The 18,854-nt window shown below is 27.5% G+C and carries 18 protein-coding genes; 16 read left to right on the top strand and 2 right to left on the bottom strand.

Annotated elements, in window-relative coordinates:
* Positions 1 to 145 precede the first annotated feature (145 nt).
* Entirely contained in the window at positions 146 to 751 is a 606-nt protein-coding gene (locus E6248_RS04505) for a nuclease-related domain-containing protein (RefSeq protein ID WP_316339623.1), read from the top strand.
* Between the two features lie 106 nt (positions 752 to 857).
* Here E6248_RS04505 and E6248_RS04500 read toward each other — a convergent pair whose 3' ends face one another.
* Positions 858 to 2,339: an aldehyde dehydrogenase family protein gene (locus E6248_RS04500; RefSeq protein WP_316339622.1), complete on the bottom strand. Its 1,482-nt coding sequence runs from the start codon at positions 2,337 to 2,339 to the stop codon at positions 858 to 860.
* Positions 2,340 to 2,792: 453 nt separating this feature from the next.
* Here E6248_RS04500 and E6248_RS04495 point away from each other — a divergent pair, with 453 nt between their 5' ends.
* The 15 genes from E6248_RS04495 (at position 2,793) to E6248_RS04425 (ending at position 18,290) form a co-directional block, all read left to right on the top strand.
* Positions 2,793 to 4,730, top strand: a complete 1,938-nt coding sequence (locus tag E6248_RS04495) for a KUP/HAK/KT family potassium transporter (protein ID WP_316339621.1) — start codon at positions 2,793 to 2,795, stop codon at positions 4,728 to 4,730.
* Positions 4,731 to 5,200: 470 nt separating this feature from the next.
* Positions 5,201 to 6,664 carry a protein adenylyltransferase SelO family protein gene (locus E6248_RS04490; protein WP_316339620.1) on the top strand — a complete coding sequence of 488 codons (1,464 nt, stop codon included), beginning with the start codon at positions 5,201 to 5,203 and terminating at the stop codon, positions 6,662 to 6,664.
* A 307-nt stretch (positions 6,665 to 6,971) separates the two neighbouring features.
* Positions 6,972 to 8,024: an NCS2 family permease gene (locus E6248_RS04485; RefSeq protein ID WP_316339619.1), complete on the top strand. Its 1,053-nt coding sequence runs from the start codon at positions 6,972 to 6,974 to the stop codon at positions 8,022 to 8,024.
* Between the two features lie 13 nt (positions 8,025 to 8,037).
* Positions 8,038 to 8,604, top strand: coding sequence for a phosphoribosyltransferase family protein (locus tag E6248_RS04480; protein WP_316339618.1), 567 nt, complete (start codon positions 8,038 to 8,040; stop codon positions 8,602 to 8,604).
* 214 nt (positions 8,605 to 8,818) lie between these two features.
* Complete coding sequence (locus tag E6248_RS04475) at positions 8,819 to 8,965, top strand: zinc-ribbon domain-containing protein (protein WP_316339617.1); 147 nt, start codon at positions 8,819 to 8,821, stop codon at positions 8,963 to 8,965.
* 165 nt (positions 8,966 to 9,130) lie between these two features.
* Positions 9,131 to 10,669, top strand: coding sequence for a hypothetical protein (locus tag E6248_RS04470; RefSeq protein WP_316339616.1), 1,539 nt, complete (start codon positions 9,131 to 9,133; stop codon positions 10,667 to 10,669).
* Between the two features lie 246 nt (positions 10,670 to 10,915).
* On the top strand, positions 10,916 to 11,695 hold the full coding sequence (locus E6248_RS04465) for a ZIP family metal transporter (protein ID WP_316339615.1): 780 nt from the start codon (positions 10,916 to 10,918) through the stop codon (positions 11,693 to 11,695).
* A gap of 385 nt (positions 11,696 to 12,080) precedes the next feature.
* Complete coding sequence (locus E6248_RS04460; RefSeq protein ID WP_316339614.1) at positions 12,081 to 12,560, top strand: helix-turn-helix domain-containing protein; 480 nt, start codon at positions 12,081 to 12,083, stop codon at positions 12,558 to 12,560.
* A gap of 15 nt (positions 12,561 to 12,575) precedes the next feature.
* A complete protein-coding gene (locus E6248_RS04455) occupies positions 12,576 to 12,935 on the top strand; it encodes a DUF4180 domain-containing protein (protein WP_316339613.1) in 360 nt (119 codons plus the stop codon).
* Between the two features lie 199 nt (positions 12,936 to 13,134).
* Positions 13,135 to 13,497, top strand: coding sequence for a metalloregulator ArsR/SmtB family transcription factor (locus E6248_RS04450; protein ID WP_316339612.1), 363 nt, complete (start codon positions 13,135 to 13,137; stop codon positions 13,495 to 13,497).
* 45 nt (positions 13,498 to 13,542) lie between these two features.
* Positions 13,543 to 14,289, top strand: a complete 747-nt coding sequence (locus E6248_RS04445; RefSeq protein WP_316339611.1) for an EFR1 family ferrodoxin — start codon at positions 13,543 to 13,545, stop codon at positions 14,287 to 14,289.
* Positions 14,290 to 14,388: 99 nt separating this feature from the next.
* Positions 14,389 to 15,147 carry a hypothetical protein gene (locus E6248_RS04440; protein ID WP_316339610.1) on the top strand — a complete coding sequence of 253 codons (759 nt, stop codon included), beginning with the start codon at positions 14,389 to 14,391 and terminating at the stop codon, positions 15,145 to 15,147.
* A gap of 192 nt (positions 15,148 to 15,339) precedes the next feature.
* A complete protein-coding gene (locus tag E6248_RS04435; RefSeq protein ID WP_316339609.1) occupies positions 15,340 to 16,791 on the top strand; it encodes a glycoside hydrolase family 1 protein in 1,452 nt (483 codons plus the stop codon).
* 68 nt (positions 16,792 to 16,859) lie between these two features.
* Positions 16,860 to 17,420: a FlxA-like family protein gene (locus E6248_RS04430; RefSeq protein ID WP_316339608.1), complete on the top strand. Its 561-nt coding sequence runs from the start codon at positions 16,860 to 16,862 to the stop codon at positions 17,418 to 17,420.
* A 24-nt stretch (positions 17,421 to 17,444) separates the two neighbouring features.
* Positions 17,445 to 18,290 (top strand): Cof-type HAD-IIB family hydrolase, encoded by an 846-nt coding sequence (locus tag E6248_RS04425; protein WP_316339607.1) that lies wholly within the window; start codon positions 17,445 to 17,447, stop codon positions 18,288 to 18,290.
* Positions 18,291 to 18,529: 239 nt separating this feature from the next.
* Here the strand turns inward: E6248_RS04425 and E6248_RS04420 are convergent.
* Positions 18,530 to 18,854, bottom strand: a 325-nt coding sequence (locus E6248_RS04420; protein ID WP_316339606.1) for an HAD-IIB family hydrolase, incomplete at its 5' end; no start/stop codon positions are given.

The raw sequence follows: 18,854 nt of genomic DNA, 5'->3' as shown, positions 1-18,854 counted from the left end.
ATAATATACTCGTAAATGAGTATAAAAACAAACAAAAAAATGAAAGTAATAAACTAAATTAAAGAGTATTTACAAAGGACAATTTCACTACTAAAATATAATAGACAGATTTAAGAATAACGAAAGTTATAGACAGGAGAGAAAAATGAATATAGCAATAATTATAGCAATAGTTGTAGTATTAATTATAGTATTATTAAAAAAAAGAAAGGTTAAAGATATTAACTTAGGAGAAGAAGAAGTTAAAAAAGTTCTTAGTAAAATATCAGGATATAAATTATTAAACGATATAATGATTAGGAAAGAAGATGGAACAAGCCAAATAGACCATATCTTAGTTGGTAAAAAAGGTGTTTTTGTAATTGAAACTAAAGATTATAGTGGGATAATTAAAGGAGAAGAGTACTCTAAATATTGGACTCAAACTATAAATAAAAGAAAAAATCATTTTTATAATCCTATAAGGCAAAATTACGGACATGTAAAGTCTGTAGAAAAGTTTATAAAAGAAAAAGATATTTATATATCTTTAATAGTATTTACTAATAAATCTAAGCTAAAAGGTTTAAAGACCGATACACCAGTTATTCAAGTAAAAAAGTTAAAGAAATTTATAAGAAAATATAAATCTGATATAAATCTTTCAAATGATCAAATAGAGGATATATATAAGTGTTTAAAAAAAGGTAATGTACAAAGTTCTAGAGCGAGGCGAAAACATGTAAAAAGAATAATTAAAAACATATCATAAAAAAGTGGAGGTATTTAAGTTTATTAAGTAGCTTTGCCCTAAGCTATTTTAACTTATATATCTCCACTATAAAATTGAATGAATAAAATTATAAAGCTATCTTAGCCTATTTAATATACATTCCACCAGGTTTTTCAGATAAATTAACTATAATGTTTTTCTTTTGAGTGTAAGCATCTAAAATAGATTTATGAGTTTCTCTACCTATTCCTGATTCCTTATATCCACCAAATGTTGCACCAGCAGGGAAGGAGTTATAAGTATTAACCCATACTCGTCCAGTTCTTATAGATTTAGCAACTCTTATAGCTCGATTTATATCACGTGTAAAGACGCCACCGCCTAATCCATAATTACTGTCGTTTGCCATTGCAATTACTTCATCTTCAGTCTTAAATTTAATAACTACACCAACAGGTCCGAAAATTTCTTCTCTAGCAACTCTCATATTATTATTTACATCTACTAATAAAGTAGGTTTCATAAAGTAACCATTCTTTGAATCACCTTCAACAAATCTTTCTCCACCTGTTATTACTTTAGCACCTTCATTTTTTCCTATTTCTATATACTTAAGGATTTTATTTAGTTGTGCTTCACTAACTTGGGCACCCATTTGAGTATTAGGATCTAATGGATTTCCTACTTTAACTTTTTCAAAAGCATTAGCAGCTTTTTCTGTAAATTCATCATAGAAATCTTCTTGAACAAATATTCTTGACCCTGCAGAACAAACTTGACCTTGGTTAAATAATATACCTAATTGTATTCCTTCTAAAGCCATATTCATGTCTGCATCACTAAAGAATATATTAGCTGATTTACCACCAAGCTCTAAGGTAGCAGGTATTATACGTTTTGCAGCAGATAGTCCAATTTCTCTACCAACTTCTGTTGAACCTGTAAATGCTAATTTATCAATTCCTTCATTATGTTGTAGATATTCGCCACTCTTTGAACCTCTACCAGTTATTATATTAATTACACCTTTTGGAACTATATCTTGAATTAATTTCATAAACTCTAATACACTTAGAGATGTTGTACTAGATGGTTTAAATACACTTGTATCACCAGCAGCAAGTACTGGAGCTAGTTTCCAAGCTGCCATTAAAAATGGGAAGTTCCAAGGGACAATTTGACCAACGACTCCAATTGGCTCTCTTAAAATTAAGTTTAATGTATTTTCATCTATATTACTTGCAACGCCTTCATCAGCACGAATAACTCCGGCAAAATATCTAAAGTGATCAGCTGCTAAAGGAATATCAGCACCTGTAGTTTCTCTAATAGGCTTTCCATTGTCCATAGTTTCAATTGTTGCTAAATATTCAGCATTATTATCTATAATGTCTGCAATTTTATTTAATATAATAGCTCTTTCAGCAGGGGTTGTCTTACCCCAAGTTTCAAAAGCTTTTTTTGCTGCTTTAACAGCATCATCTACATCTTTTTCAGTAGCATCAGCAATTTCTGATAGTAATTGTCCATTTGCTGGATTATATGTCTTTATTGTTGTACCATCTGAAGAGTCTTTCCATTCACCACCAATATATAATTGGTATTTTTCTTGAATTTTAATATTCATACATTCTCCTCCTTAAATGATTATTATCTTTATACATATAATTGTAATAGTGTTGGTAATTATATGCAAATAAGATAATGATTTAACAATAATTCTAAAATAACAAATAATAATTATTATTGACTAATTAATACTAGAAGTAGTAAAATAAGTATTAATATGATAATTATAACTTTAATTGAATTTAATTCTATTAAAGTTTATAGGTTTTAAATAATAAAAGGAAGTAAGGGTTAAGATTTTCTTAGCCTTTTTTCTATTTAAAGATTATTTAATTTGTTTAGAAAAAAGAAATAAATATAAGAGAAAAAGACTTATTCTAATAGTTGTATAAAATTAAGGCGAATATAGTATCTTTTTTAAGAATAACTAATGTAGACATTAAAGATTGCTAGGATTATAATGAAAAAATTAAAGTTATTTTATGGTAAGTAAATAAAGGAGATAATTAAAATGAACAAAAAAATAACTGTAGCATCATTACTTGTAGCATTAGGTATTGTATATGGAGATATTGGTACTTCACCACTCTATGTTATGAAATCTATGTTAGGAGTAAATAATGGTTATGTGTCAAAAGAATTAATTTTAGGAGGCGTATCCTTAGTTTTTTGGACATTAACATTACAAACTACTATAAAATACGTAATGATAACCTTAGAGGCTGATAACAAAGGTGAAGGTGGAATATTTTCTTTATACACACTTGTTAGAAAAAATGCCAAGTGGTTAATCGTACCAGCTGTAATTGGGGGAGCAACATTATTAGCAGATGGCATGATAACCCCTCCAGTAACTGTAACATCTGCTATAGAAGGTTTAACTCTTGTTTTTCCAATAGAAACTAAGGGGATAATTATAGTTGTAATTAGCATCTTAACTGTTTTATTTATGCTTCAAAGATTTGGTACAGATGTAATTGGAAAAGTCTTTGGACCAATGATGGTAATATGGTTTTTTATGTTATTAATACTTGGCTTTAGTCAATTGGTGCAATATCCAAGCATACTAAAAGCTTTAAATCCATATTATGGGATACATCTATTATTTACTAGTCCAAGAAGTGTTTATATTTTAGGAGCTGTATTCTTATGTACAACTGGAGCAGAAGCTCTATATTCAGATTTAGGACACTGTGGAAAGAAGAATATACACTATACATGGGTATTTGTAAAAGTATGTTTAGTAGTAAATTATTTAGGACAAGGAGCATATCTTCTATTAAGAGAAGGAAATGTTATAGATTCAAATCCATTTTTCTTAATTATGCCAAGTTGGTTTGTAGTTACAGGAACAATAATTGCAACTATAGCAGCAATTATCGCTAGCCAAGCTTTAATTACAGGATCATTTACTCTTGTATCTGAAGCAATAAAGTTAAATATGTTCCCGAAACTTCAAGTTAGATATCCAAATAATGATAAAGGTAAAATTTATATACCAGCAGTTAATTATTTACTTTATGTTGGATGTATACTATTAGTTTTAAAATTTCAAAAATCAGAAAATATGGAAGTTGCATATGGTTTAGCTATTACAATAACGATGTTAATGACAACTATATTGTTGAGTCAGTATTTAAGTCATAATAAAAATAAAAAAGTTATATCAAAAATAGTATTTATAATATTTATGATTATTGAAGTAAGCTTCTTATATGCTAATTTATTTAAATTCATACATGGTGGGTATGTTACTATTATAATTTCTGGTGCACTTATTTTCTTAATGTATATTTGGATATATGGAACAAAAATAAGGAAGAGATTTAATGAGTACGCTAGTATATTAGATTTCAAAAATCATTTAAAATCTTTAAAAGAAGATGAAGAGATTCCTTTATATGCCACAAACCTTGTATATTTAACTGAATCACAAAATTATAAAGAGATAGAAAGAAAAATTATCTATTCTATTTTCAATAAACAACCTAAAAGAGCAAAGTTTTATTGGTTTATAAATGTTAAAGTAACAGATGAACCATATACAACTTCATATAGTGTACAAACTATAGTACCTAATGAGGCTTTTAGTATACAATTTATTCTTGGATTTAGGGTAGATCAAAAAATAAATCTATTCTTACATCAAATAATACAAGACTTAGTTAAATCTGGAGAAATAAAATATACTCCTAAAGATTATATGGTAGGATATAATGGGAAATGTGTAGTTGGAGATTTTAAATTTGTATTATTAGAAGAAACTCTTTCTAATGAGAGTGAACTATCAAGGTGGGATAATTTTATAACTAGTAGCAAATTACTAATTAAGAAAATTACTGTTTCACCAGCTAAATGGTTTGGAATAGATACAAGTGTTGTTAAAATAGAAAAAGTTCCACTAATAATAGGAAATAAAGAGACAATAACTTTAAGAAGGATAGATTAGTTTTAATGGGTCTTCACAGTAAGAAGTTTAAGCAGGATATATAGTACAAGCTATTTAGGTTAAATTGCTGTATATCGTGTTTAAATCTTTAAATGTGATAGACCCATTTCAATTATATGAAAAATAGTATATTATAGATATAAGATATTTAATAATAACTTTTATTATATAAATTCAAATATCCATCTTAGTTTTAATTATATAGAAGTTGGTATAATAACAGATTCTAAGTTAAAAATAACTATATATGTTTCAATAAATAATTCATATCTTTTAGTTTTATATAATTTTAAGTGGAAAATAATTTAAAAATAAATTACATCAATTGAAAGCATATAGTCTTTGATTTCTATATAAGTTGTATAGCTTAATTAAGTAATGATTTTATTAATTAAATATATCTTAATAAAATTCAAAAATTTTATTTCAACTTATATTAGAATATAATTTAATAAAGAAAGGAAGAGAAAATGGAAGAGAAAAATATAAATTTTAATTTTGATAATAGCTACGTAAAACTTTCAGATATATTTTATAGTGTTCAGAATCCTAGTAAAGTACCAGATCCTAAATTAGCTGTATTAAATAACAATTTAGCAGAGCATTTAGGCCTGAATGCAAAAGAATTAGAAAGTGATATTGGTATAGATATACTATCGGGCAATCTAATTTACGAAGGTTCTAAACCAATTGCTGAGGCTTATGCAGGACATCAATTTGGATATTTTACAATGCTTGGAGATGGGAGAGCAATTTTACTTGGAGAGCATATAACTCCTAAAGGGGAAAGGGTAGATATTCAACTTAAGGGTTCAGGAATAACACCGTATTCAAGAGGTGGAGATGGAAAGGCAGCTCTTGGACCAATGATAAGAGAGTATATAATAAGCGAAGCAATGTTTGGATTAGGAATTCCAACTACAAGAGGCTTAGCTGTTGTGACAACTGGAGATTCAATAGTTAGAGAGAAAATAGAACCAGGAGCAATACTTACAAGAGTAGCTTCAAGTCATATAAGAGTTGGAACATTCCAATATGCAGCTCAATACACAAGTTTAAATAATTTAAAAGAACTTGCAGATTATACTATAAATAGGCATTATAAAGAAGCTATTGAATCAGAAAATAAGTATCTTTACTTGCTTGAAGAAGTAATAAGGAAACAAAGTGATTTGATAGCTAAATGGCTACATGTTGGATTTATTCATGGAGTAATGAATACAGATAATATGACTATAAGTGGAGAAACAATTGATTATGGTCCATGTGCATTTATGGATAGGTATGATCCAAATACGGTGTTTAGTTCTATAGACAGTCAAGGAAGATATGCATATGGAAATCAGCCTTATATTGCTGCATGGAATCTTGCTAGATTTGCAGAAACTCTTATACCTTTATTAGATGATGATAAAGATAAAGCTGTAAAGCTAGCTCAAGATGCTATTTTGAAATTTAATGATATTTATAAAGAAAAGTATATATCCGGAATGAGATTGAAACTTGGTTTATTTACTGAAGAAAAAGAAGATGAAAAATTAATATACGAGTTATTAGGATTGATGCAAAAATATAAATCAGATTATACTAATACTTTTAGAAGTTTAACTTTAAATAAACTTTCAGAAGAAGAAATATTTGAAAAAGATGATTTTAAAGTTTGGAATAAAAAATGGAATGAAAGATTAAATAAAGAAGGAAAATCACAAGAAGAAATTACTAACATAATGAAAAGTGTAAATCCTTCGGTAATACCAAGAAATCATAGAGTAGAAGAAGCTATAGAGGCTGCTGTAAAGAAAGATGATTATAGCGTTATGAGAAAGCTTTTAGAAGTTTTAGAAAATCCTTATGATTATAGTGATAAGCAAGAAGAATATATTAAATTACCTAAAGAAACTAAAATTCCTTATAGAACTTTTTGTGGTACTTAAAATATTAAACCGAATAATAAAGCTATATAAAAATCACAGTAATTTTAATTTACTGTGATTTTTAATTTCTAGAATTTAAGTAGTTTAAAAGAGGGTGTATTAAAAGCAAATTAATTAAATACGAACATTTTATTAAAAAAACTTGAAAATATTCGATTGTGATGCTATGATGTTATTGGAAGAAAATACTGTTCTAGTATATTTCATGTAATGAGAAAAGTAAGATATGCTTAAAATATTTTAAATTTATCTACACTCATTGTCTTATTATGAAATGACTGGGCAGAATAAAAGGGGGAAAACAACTATGTCAGACTTTATTACTGACTTTCTAGCAATCATAGGAGTTGTTCTAAATGGACTACCACAGGGATTATTAGCATTAACATTCGGATTTGCATCAATACCAACAGCATTCGCTTTTTTAGTAGGTGCTATAGGTAATCTGGTAACAGGTTCTGTTGCACCAATATCTTTCCAAGCTGAGACTATAACATATGCAGGTACAGCTGGTAAGGATATGAAAGAAAGGTTGTCAATGATATTTATTGGGGCAGCTATAATGACTTTGATAGGAATGTTCGGATTTTTAGGTAAAATTGTAGATTTTATAGGTCCAACAATAACTTCAGGTATGATGTCTGGAGTAGGAATTATGCTTGCTAAAGTATCAATGGACATGCTTAGAGATGATAAAAAAGTAGGAGCTGCTTCATTAATAAGTGCAGTAGTTATGTACTTTGCTACAAATGACTTAGTATTAACTATTACTGTTTCAGTTGTTATTTCAAGTATTGTTGGAAATATTTTAAATAAGGAAATGAGAAATGTAGAAATTCCAAAAGAAAAGGTAGAGAAGAAAAAGCTTACTTTTAATGCCAGAATTTTAAGAGGAGCACTAGGAATGGTATGTTTAAATATTGGTTCTAATATAGCTTTTGGACAAATTACGGGAGATATGGCTAATACTAATGTAAATATAGATCACCTTTCAGTGATAAGTAGTGTTGCTGACATGTGTTCAGCATTATTTGGTGGTGCACCAGTTGAATCAATAATTTCAGCAACAGGTAGTGCTCCACATCCATTAGCATCTGGAGTAATAATGATGTTAATTATGTCAGCAATCTTATTCTTCGGATTATTACCTAAGATAGGGAAATATGTACCAGCACAATCAATTAGCGGTTTCTTATTTGTACTAGGAATATTAGTAACTGTACCAGGAAATGCAACAAGTGCTTTAGCTGGAGCTGATAGTCTAGTTGGAGGAGTTACTATGGGAGTAACTGCGATTTCAGATCCATTTTTCGGAATGCTAGCAGGTGTTATAACTAGATTTGCACAAGGATTATTTTAGGGGGTAAATAAGAATGAGTACATATAATTTAGAATTACTTTCATTAAAAAGAGAATTACCTTTAATGAAAATTAAGGAAGATTTAGCTATAGCTAGTTTTGTAATATTAGGTGATACAGAATTAGTAGAGGTAGTTGCACCTACAATAGCAGAAAGATTAAAAGATATAGATGTAATAGTTACAGCAGAAGCAAAAGGAATTCCTTTAGCATATGAGATTTCTAAACTTTTAGGAATGAAAGAATTTATAGTTGCTAGAAAGAGTATAAAATCTTATATGGATTCACCAATAACTGAAGAAGTTAATTCAATAACTACACAAAACAAACAATTTTTATGCTTAGATAAAATTGATGCAGAAAAAATTAATGGGAAGAAAGTTGCAATAATAGATGATGTTATTTCAACTGGAGAGTCATTAAAAAGTGTAGAAAGCTTAGTTGAAAAAGTAGGCGGAATAGTAAAGGCAAAGGCAGCAATATTAGCTGAAGGAGATGCAGCTAATAGAGATGATATTATATTTATTAAGAGACTTCCATTGTTTAGTGTAAACAATCAAGGCGAATTTACAGAAATTTAGGGGGAAAAGGGATGTTAAAAACATCCCTTTTTAATTTATAAATTGAATAAAAATTAACTCATTTTCAATTGAATATAGATGAACTAGTTTATTAGAAAATAAACTCTCATTGAATTTGAAATATATCAGTATTTTATGAAGATATTTATTGTGATATAATTTATTAAAAAAACACATTAAATACATAAATATAAACATAATAGGAGTGATAAAAATGACATACTACTGTCCAGAGTGTGGAGATGAAGTTGAGTGTATTCAAGGCTGTGGATCAACAGGCTATTTTTGCAATAAGTGCAACAAACTAATATCAAGCAAGGCTATATTAAGGGAAGCTCCAACTAAAAAAGATAAGGAGTAGAAAGTTTAGATTGCATATTAGTCTTTAAATTTAGAGTTACTGGCAAAGATAAATAGACGATGAAATAAACATAGTCTATTTATTTTTGCTTTTTATTCGTATTTTAAATGGAAAATATAGTATAATTAACATATTATATATTATTTCATTAAAGGGGTGGGTAATATGACTAAAGTTTCTTTGTTTTTTGGTGCAGGGGCTGAGGCTTCATATGGATTACCTTCAGGTGGAAAGTTTGCACTTGATATTTTTAGGATGAATACTAGTGATGATAAATCAATATTAAAGGAACAATTAAATAATATTGATAAACAATCAACTTACTCAAGGTGGCTGCCAGAAGGATTTGACAATAGAAAATTAACCGCTTTTACTAAGACTCAATATGAATCTATAGTAAAAGGAAGTTTGGAAAACAAAAGAAACAATATATTAGAATACCTAAATAGCTTTGATGAAAAAGTTGGATTTATAGTAGAAAATTTATCTAAAGATGGCATTGATATAGATCAGGTATTTTTAGAGGTAATTGGATTAGAAGTAGGATCTTATAATTACGCACATATTATAAAATTAAATCCATTGCTAGGAGGAAATAGCTCACTTTTTGGAAGTAACTATTTTTCAGTTTTGTTAAAACTTCTAGAAGTAGATAATGTAAGTTATAAATTTAAATTAGATATAAGAAACATTACAAGAGCAGTTATTGAATTATTAATTGGATCTTTAGGTGAAGAATTAATTCATAGATTAAATGATGGCATTTTTTATGATAGCCCAGAGACTATAGACTTATTTGATGATCTTGGTGCGATTTTTACATTAGATTATAGAAATACAGGTATGAAGGGTCTAGAATTATTAATAGATAATGAAGACTTAAAGATAGAAGAGGAATATAGTAATGAAGAAAAGATAACTAGATTTGGACTTAAAATACTTGAGGATATTTATTCAAGAGCACTAGATTATCAAACATTAATTGATTCTAATTGGAGATATATTTATAGTCCAAAAACTGACTGGGGTAAATTTAATAAGATAGTTATATTTTTATATACAGTAAAAAGATATATTGAATCAGTTGCACAAGTTAATATTGAAAAGATAAAAGAAGGAAATGGATATTATCATGATGTTTTATATTTGAAGGAATTTGCAGAAATTAATGCAATAGGGACAACAAATTATAATTCTTTTATAGAAGATATAACTAAAGAAGAGGTCTATTATTTAAATGGATCAGTAAGTGACTACTATGATCCATATTTAAATAAAATAATATCAATTGATGATAACCAAAATAAAAAACATATAATAGTACCCTTCTTATTTACTCAAAGTGGTATAAAACCTTTAACTTCAGTTAAGATGTCTAAAAGGTATGTAGATATGTTTAATAAGTTTAAAGAGTCAGATATTATTTGTGTATGTGGATTTGGTTTTAATAGTGATGATGGACATATTAATGGTTTATTTAGGGAATTAATTGAAGATTATAATAAGATTATATGCATATTGCATTATGTCGATGGAAGTCATTTTAATTTAAAAAGAGCACTGAATGAATATAAAGAAAAGTTGCGATTAGATAATACATTAAACTTAAGAATAATAGAAGTAGATAGGAAAAGAAATCAATTTGGAAGTAAGGATAAATGGTTTGAAGTATTAATAAATGAATATAAAGAGTTACAGAAATAACTAAACTTAATTTTTAAAGAAAGAACAGTTGAAATTATATCGACTGTTCTTTTTCCTTAGGAGATAAAATGGAAAGGTTACAAGTGAAAAGTATATATTTGGTATAAAATATGTAAAATACTTGATAATTATAGTAAAAACATGTAAAATACTATTATAAAATTGTATTTAAATAATTAATATACCAATTTAGTATTTCTATATGTAATAAATAGAAATGAATTATATAGAAAAGGGGGAATGGCAATGAATATTTTAATAGGAATTCTAATACCATTTATAGGTACATCATTAGGAGCAGCATGTGTTTACCTAATGAAAAAAGAAATGAATAAAAAGTTAAATAAAATCCTTCTTGGATTTGCTTCTGGAGTTATGATTGCAGCATCAGTATGGTCTTTAATAATTCCATCAATAGATATGTCTGAGCATATGGGGAAATTATCTTTTATTCCATCAGCAGTGGGAGTAATATTAGGAATTATGTTTTTATTTTCTTTGGACAAGGTAATTCCACATATACATATTGATAGTCCTAAAGAAGAGGGACCAAAGAAATATAATTTAAAGAAGAGTACAAAGCTAGTATTTTCAGTAGTTCTACATAATATTCCTGAGGGAATGGCTGTAGGTATAGCATATGCAGCAGTTATGAATGAGGGAAATGCAATAACTTTTGCAGCAGCATTAGCTCTTTCAATAGGTATAGCTATTCAAAACTTCCCAGAAGGGGCAATAATATCAATGCCACTTAAAAGTGAAGGATTAAGTAAAAATAAGGCATTTATTTATGGAGCATTATCTGGAATAGTAGAGCCAATAGGTGCAGCAATCACTATAATGTTTTCTAGTTTCTTTACACCAATAATGCCATATTTACTTTCTTTTGCAGCTGGAGCAATGATTTTCGTTGTTGTTGAGGAATTAATACCAGAGGCAGCGGGAGATAACAGCTCGGATATTAGTGCCATAGCATTTGGTATAGGTTTTGTAATAATGATGATTTTAGATGTAGCATTATCATAAAATTAAATTTAATTATTAATGAACTATAATTAATAAAAAAGGTATTTTCATTTTTGAAAATACCTTTTATTTATAATATTACTTCTACAATGATGTAGGAGTTTTTTGTTTAAATAGAGTGAATTAATAACTTTATAATTGTTAAAATATTTAGATCTATAATTAACTTAATTTTAAATACTATTTAATGTAATTTGATGAAGCAATAAAATACAACGAAGATTTTATTGGGTTTTATATTGCTAATTAATAGATTTGAAAATGGATTCTACAGCAGTAAATTATAATAAAATGCAATAAAGTACAATAAAGTTCTTTAAATTCATTGACAGCTTAAATTACTTCATATAGTATTAATGTGTAAATAAGAAAAGAGGTTCGGTAAATGGAAGATAAATTTTATAACATAGAGCAAGTTGCAGAAATTCTAGATGTACATCATAAAACAGTTAGAAAGTTTATAAAAGAGGGAAATCTTAGGGCTAATAAGCTGGGCAAGCAATGGAGGATATCTAAAAGTGATTTAGATTTATTTACGAATAATAAAGATACAGCTGTAGATTTAGAAAGTTCTAATAATGATGAAGAGATAGAGTTTGAAAATAACTATTATAAAAGTGAAGAAGATAATGTAATAAAAGTATCAAGTGTTATAAATATCGAGCATATTAATGAAGAAGAGTATATAAGAACTTCAAATATGTTGTTATCAGTAATGAATTGTAATGATGAAAAGTTAATAGGTAATAGAATTAATATGAAATATAGCAAAAATGAAAAAAGGCTAAGAATTATGCTATGGGGAAGTATTGATGTAGTAAAAGATTTATTAGATGTAATATCAGTATTTAGTAAACTAAAATAAATGGAGATGATAGTAATGAAATATAATGTTGTTAATAAAAATAATGAAAGCTATATAATTTTAAATAATAATGGAACAAAAATATCCTCAGAACAGGATATGCTAGATATAATAGGATTTTGCTTTGAAAGTGGAGTAAATTCAGTAGCTATCGATGGGAATATTCTTTCAGAAGAGTTTTATGACTTAAAAACTAAGATACTTGGAATGTCCTTACAAAAGTTTATAAATTATAATATTAGATTAGCTATCATTATTAATGAAGAAAATTTACTTAGTGATAGATTTAAGGAACTAAAATTAGAACTTAATAAGGGTGTGAACCTTAGAATTTGTCATAGCATTGAAGAAGCTGAAATGTGGTTAATTAAGTAATAAATTTTATTAAAGGAGAAGAAACTGTAACATGCAGTTTCTTCTCCTTTATTTTTATTTTCCATCCTTATATAGGCATATTTTATTATAGTAATATTTTAATGGTCTTGATTTTCTTTACAAATGAAATTTTATAAAAATCATATGATATAATGGTTTAGTATTTTAAACCATTGCATTAAGGAAGGTATAGATTTATATGAAAGATTGTAATGTAGATATGCTTAAATTAACAAAAGAGTTTAAGGAGTGTCAAAAGATATTTACATCTATAGGAGATGAAACTAGACAACTTATTATTATAGCCTTACTTGAAAGTGATTGTAATGGCATACGTGTAGGAGAAATAACTAAAAAGACGCATCTTTCAAGGCCAGCAGTATCCCATCATTTGCAGATTTTAAAAGAAAATAAGATTATTAGTATGAGAAGAGAAGGAACGAAGAATTATTATTTTATAGATTCAAAAGGAGTAGAATTCAAAAAGCTATTTAATCTTTTGAGTCATATTACTAATATAATTGATGATATTTCAGATTGTGAATATGATGAGTTTAATTAAGAATATTATTTTAAATACATACTATTAAATATAGGGGGAGATTGTATGATTTTATATTTTAGTGGAACAGGAAATAGCAGTTATACAGCAAAGACAATTCAATCAGTTATTGGAGATGAGATCGTATCTATAAATGAACTTATGAAAAAAGAAAGCAAGGAAACTCTCAAATCAAACAAACCATTTGTTTTTGTTTGCCCAACTTATGCATGGAGAATACCAAGAGTAGTAGAGGTGTTTATAAAAGAAACTAAATTTCTAGGGGAGAAGGATGTTTATTTTATAATGACTTGCGGTGGAGATACAGGTAATGCTATTAATTATATAAAAGATCTCTGCATGGAAAAAGGATTTTATTTAAGAGGTTTTGCATCATTAAAAATGCCTGATAATTACATTACTATGTACAATACTTCTAAAAGAGAAGATGCTAATGAAATGATTGAAGCTTCTACTAAGATAGTAACTTCTTTAGCAGAAGATATTAAGGGAGGAAAGAGCTTTAAAGAAAAAGAAATAAGCCTTGGAGATAAATTAAAAAGTGGTATTGTAAATTCTTTATTTTATTCTGCTTTTGTAAGTGCCAAGGGGTTTAAGTATACAGAAGAGTGCATTAGCTGTGGTAAATGTGTTAAATTATGTCCTTTAAATAATATTGAATTAGTTAAAGGAAAGCCAAAGTGGGGAGATAAATGTACTCATTGTATGGCATGTATTTCTAGGTGTCCTAAGGAAGCAATAGAATATAAAAATAAAACAAAGGGAAGAAATAGATACTATCTTGAGAATTAACTATAGTAAGTGATTATATTATAAAATAATCTTGTTTTTATGGTATAATTTTATAAAAGAAATATATGAAATTATAATAAAAATAGGAGAATATTAAGATTGATAATTACAGATAAGCTAAATAATTATATAAATAATCATAATAGTGAGGATATAAATTACAATATAGCTTCTTTTATAGTAAATAACATAGAAATCATACCAGATTATAATATAACTGAAGTTTCTAAAAAATGTTTTGTATCACAAGCAACAGTTAGTAGATTTATAAAGAAACTAGGTTATATTGATTATAATACATTTAAAGATGAATGTAGCCATTATATAGAAAATGTAAAGACTAGTAAAGATGATAATTATACTGATATAAATTTATTAGGTGAAGATTTAAAATTAATATATAAGAAGATCAATTCAAATAACATAAAAAAAGTAGCTTCACTTATTAATAGCTATAATAAGATTTATATTTCTGGACTTAATTATTGCTATTTAATGGCTCAATATTTTCAAATGGAATGTTATCCTTTTGGGAAATTTATTAAAGTAATTGAGGATAATGAAGAAATCAAAAATATAGAAGAAGATAGCTTATTATTAATATTAACTACAACAGGAACTTTCTTTAATGTTAATCGAGTTATTAAAGAACATTTAAGAGAGTGTAGATGTAAAAAAGCACTTATTTCTATACAAGATTTAGATTTGAAAGTGAAAAAATTATTTGATAGTAGACTTATTATAGATGCTAATCTCGGAGTTAAAAATAGTCGTTATGTTATGATGGCTTTGTTAGATAAGATAATAGAGGAGTTAAATGAAGCAAGGCTATGTTATTCTGTGGATCATAAAGAGTAAATCATTAGTAATTACTTAGAAAACTCCTTTTGGAGTTTTTTTATTTAGATTATTTTAAATTAATAAAAACTATTTGTGGCTATCTGAATAGCTCTTTCTTATTATATTCAAAAATTGAATGAAAAATTTTTTGGAAGAATTTAAGTATATAATTTAATCATAAATAAATTATTTTTTAGAGGAGGAAGATTTATGAGTTTACCAAAGAATTTTTTATGGGGAGGAGCAACAGCTGCTAACCAATTTGAAGGTGGATATAGAGAAGGTGGGAAAGGCCTAAGTACTGCAGATGTTATGACTGGGGGAACCCATACAACTCCAAGAAGAATAACTACTAAATTAGAAAAAGGAACATATTATCCAAGCCATGAGGCAATAGATTTTTATCATAATTATAAAGAGGATATTAGATTATTTGCTGAAATGGGCTTCAATGTTTTTAGAATGTCAATAAACTGGACTAGAATATTTCCAAATGGTGATGAATTAGAGCCAAATGAAGAAGGACTAAAATTTTATGATGATGTTTTTGCTGAGTTAAAAAAGTATAATATTGAACCATTAGTTACAATTTCTCATTATGAAATGCCATTTGGATTAACTGAGAAATATAATGGATGGGCTAGTAGAGAAGTAATTGATTGTTATGTTAGATACTGTGATACTATATTTAATAGATATAAAAATGTAGTAAAGTATTGGCTAACATTTAACGAAATAAATTGTTTAACTAATAAATTTGGAGCCTTTATGGCTGGAGGAATATTATTAGAAGATGCTGGAGAACTTTCACTTAATAATAGTGATGAGAATGATTCAAGCAAGCAAATAAGATTCCAAGCACTTCATCATCAATTTATAGCAAGTGCAAAGGCTGTTAAGTTAGGACATAAAATAAATAGTGATTTTAAAATAGGATGTATGATCGCGTATATGTGTACTTATCCTTACACATGCAATCCTGAAGATGTATTCTTAGCTCAAGAAAGAGATAATATAAATAACTTTTTATGTTCAGATGTTCAAGTAAGAGGTGCTTATCCAGGATTTGCAAAGAGATATTTTAAAGAAAACAACATAGAAATTAAGATGGAAGAAAATGATGAAGAAATTTTAAAAGAAGGTTGTGTTGATTTCTATACATTTAGCTACTATATGTCAAATTGTGCAACAGTAGATAAAGAAGTAGAAAATACTTCAGGTAATATATTAGGTGGAGCAAAAAATCCATATCTTAAAGCTAGTGATTGGGGATGGCAAATTGACCCTAAGGGATTAAGATGGACATTAAATAACATATATAATAGATATCAAATTCCAATGATGGTTGTAGAAAATGGACTAGGTGCCGTAGATAAAGTTGAAGAAGATGGTTCAATTAAAGATGATTACAGAATAAGCTATTTAAGAGATCATATTATTGAAATGAAGGAAGCTGTTGAAGATGGAGTAGAGTTAATAGGATATACTCCTTGGGGATGCATAGATTTAGTAAGTGCCTCAACAGGTGAAATGAAAAAGAGATATGGCTTTATCTATGTAAATAAAGATAATGACGGTAATGGAGATTTAAGTAGAAGTAAAAAGGATAGCTTTTATTGGTATAAAAAAGTTATAGAAAGTAATGGGGAAAATTTAGAATAATTAATAATTTAAGATTAATTTAAGCTTCAAATTATATTATAAAAGAAATAGAATTTGGAGGTTTAAATATGAGTACAATAAGCGTAAATAATAATTATAATGGAGGCTCTACATATATAGCTAGTAAAAATAACGTAGCACAGATAAGTAGTTTGATGAAGGAAAGAGAATCTTTGCAAGAAGAACTTCAAAGCTTACAGAAGGAAATAGCTTTCACTAATAGCAATGAAAGTGAAACAGTAGAAGCAGAAATAGAGTCTTTACAATCACAAATTACTAATATCGATAGTCAAATAGCTAGATTACAAGCAGAAGAAGAGGAAAAGGCTAGTAGTAATTCTTCAAATAATGATAGTAAAGTAGAGTATCCATCTCAAAAATTAGATAACCCTGAAGCTTTAAATACATCTCTAAGTAAATTAGAGGCGAATACTAAATTATTAGAAAATGAGATTATTCTAGATAAAGCTAGAGGGTTCAGTACTGAAGATAAGGATGAGATCCTATCAAATATAAAAAATAATATAGAAAATATTAACTCTAAGCTTCAAGATGTTAATGGAGATGAAAGTAAAAAAATAAGTGAAGATATTGAATTAGTAGGAAATTTCGTCGACTCTGAAGCTTAGAATTAATAAGTAATAGGAGTAAATATGGATAAAAAGTTGATTTTTATGGATGTTGATGGAACATTATGTGATATGAGTGGACAAGTTCCCAAATCAGCTAAAGAAGCTATTAAGTTAGCTAGAAATAATGGACATCTAGTCTTTATTTGTACAGGTAGATCAAAGCCAGAAATTACTGAGGATATAGAGTCAACAGGATTTGATGGAATGATTTGTGCAGGTGGTGGCTATATTGAAATTAATAGTGAAATATTAATGCATAAGAAAATGCCTAAAGAATATGTTTTAAAATTAATAGAGTACTTTGAAAGTCATAACATTGCTTACTATATAGAATCAAACGATGGATTGTTTGGTAGCAAAAACTGTAAAGATACTATTTTAAGACAGGTTACTAAGGGTCTCGTAAGAAATAGCAAGGAATATAAAGAAGCAAAAGAAGAAATTAAATGGTTTAATGAAGTTCTAGATGAGTATAAGGATAAAGAAGTTAATTATAGTAATGTAAATAAGATCTCATTTATTTCTAATGGATATCCATACGAAAAAGTTTATGAAAGATTTAGTAAAGAACTAGAAATATACCATAATACAGTTCCTCAATTTGGACATAATAGTGGTGAAATTGGAATTAAGGGTATAAATAAATATACAGCTATTGAATTTGTTATAAATCATTTAGCTATAGATAAGAAAAATACACTAGCATATGGTGATGGAGAAAATGATATAGAGATGTTTAGGGCAGTTAATCATGGAGTAGCAATGGAAAATGCAAAGCCTGCATTAATCAAAGTTTCAGATGAAGTTACTTATGATGCTAGCAATGATGGTATATACTTTAGTTTTAAAAAGAATAATATAATATAAGTAAAAGAGCTATATAGGATTTTTTATCAAATTAATTCCATATAGCTCTTTTTACTTTGGTGTGAATAGGAGGAAAGGTAGTTAGTTTTGTCTGAAAAGAAGAGGAAGTACTGTCCCTTATAAAATTTAATAGTATGTTACAATGAATTTTAAATAAGTCATAATAAAAAATGTTCATGAAGGAACTCCATGAACATTAACAACATTAATAAGATATAATTAAACTTTATCTTTTAAAATTACATATCTATGCCTTTTATATATTTACTTAGAGTATACGATATACCATCTTCTTCATTAGATAAAGTAACTTCATCAGCTATAGCCTTTAAATCATCTACAGCATTAGCCATAGCAACGCCTATACCAGCGTATTTAACCATGGAAGCATCATTATGACCATCTCCAAAAGCAATCATTTCTTCTTTTTTATAGCCCATTGGAATTAATACGCTATCTAAAGCCTTAGCCTTATCAATTCCTTTAGCAGTAAATTCAAAGTAGACATCTGCTGTAAACATACAACTTAAAGTATCTTTAAATGGTTCCATCATTTCTTTATAA

Source organism: Clostridium sp., assembly GCF_032552055.1.
Taxonomy (GTDB): Bacteria; Bacillota; Clostridia; order Clostridiales; family Clostridiaceae; genus Clostridium.
This window is presented reverse-complemented; position numbering and strand designations above follow the sequence as displayed.

What these genes read in the sequence shown, in the direction of transcription:
- E6248_RS04505 (WP_316339623.1), top strand. Translation starts at nt 146, where the DNA reads ATGAATATAGCAATAATTATAGCAATAGTTGTAGTATTAATTATAGTA.
- E6248_RS04500 (WP_316339622.1), bottom strand. Translation starts at nt 2,339, where the DNA reads ATGAATATTAAAATTCAAGAAAAATACCAATTATATATTGGTGGTGAA.
- E6248_RS04495 (WP_316339621.1), top strand. Translation starts at nt 2,793, where the DNA reads ATGAACAAAAAAATAACTGTAGCATCATTACTTGTAGCATTAGGTATT.
- E6248_RS04490 (WP_316339620.1), top strand. Translation starts at nt 5,201, where the DNA reads ATGGAAGAGAAAAATATAAATTTTAATTTTGATAATAGCTACGTAAAA.
- E6248_RS04485 (WP_316339619.1), top strand. Translation starts at nt 6,972, where the DNA reads ATGTCAGACTTTATTACTGACTTTCTAGCAATCATAGGAGTTGTTCTA.
- E6248_RS04480 (WP_316339618.1), top strand. Translation starts at nt 8,038, where the DNA reads ATGAGTACATATAATTTAGAATTACTTTCATTAAAAAGAGAATTACCT.
- E6248_RS04475 (WP_316339617.1), top strand. Translation starts at nt 8,819, where the DNA reads ATGACATACTACTGTCCAGAGTGTGGAGATGAAGTTGAGTGTATTCAA.
- E6248_RS04470 (WP_316339616.1), top strand. Translation starts at nt 9,131, where the DNA reads ATGACTAAAGTTTCTTTGTTTTTTGGTGCAGGGGCTGAGGCTTCATAT.
- E6248_RS04465 (WP_316339615.1), top strand. Translation starts at nt 10,916, where the DNA reads ATGAATATTTTAATAGGAATTCTAATACCATTTATAGGTACATCATTA.
- E6248_RS04460 (WP_316339614.1), top strand. Translation starts at nt 12,081, where the DNA reads ATGGAAGATAAATTTTATAACATAGAGCAAGTTGCAGAAATTCTAGAT.
- E6248_RS04455 (WP_316339613.1), top strand. Translation starts at nt 12,576, where the DNA reads ATGAAATATAATGTTGTTAATAAAAATAATGAAAGCTATATAATTTTA.
- E6248_RS04450 (WP_316339612.1), top strand. Translation starts at nt 13,135, where the DNA reads ATGAAAGATTGTAATGTAGATATGCTTAAATTAACAAAAGAGTTTAAG.
- E6248_RS04445 (WP_316339611.1), top strand. Translation starts at nt 13,543, where the DNA reads ATGATTTTATATTTTAGTGGAACAGGAAATAGCAGTTATACAGCAAAG.
- E6248_RS04435 (WP_316339609.1), top strand. Translation starts at nt 15,340, where the DNA reads ATGAGTTTACCAAAGAATTTTTTATGGGGAGGAGCAACAGCTGCTAAC.
- E6248_RS04430 (WP_316339608.1), top strand. Translation starts at nt 16,860, where the DNA reads ATGAGTACAATAAGCGTAAATAATAATTATAATGGAGGCTCTACATAT.
- E6248_RS04425 (WP_316339607.1), top strand. Translation starts at nt 17,445, where the DNA reads ATGGATAAAAAGTTGATTTTTATGGATGTTGATGGAACATTATGTGAT.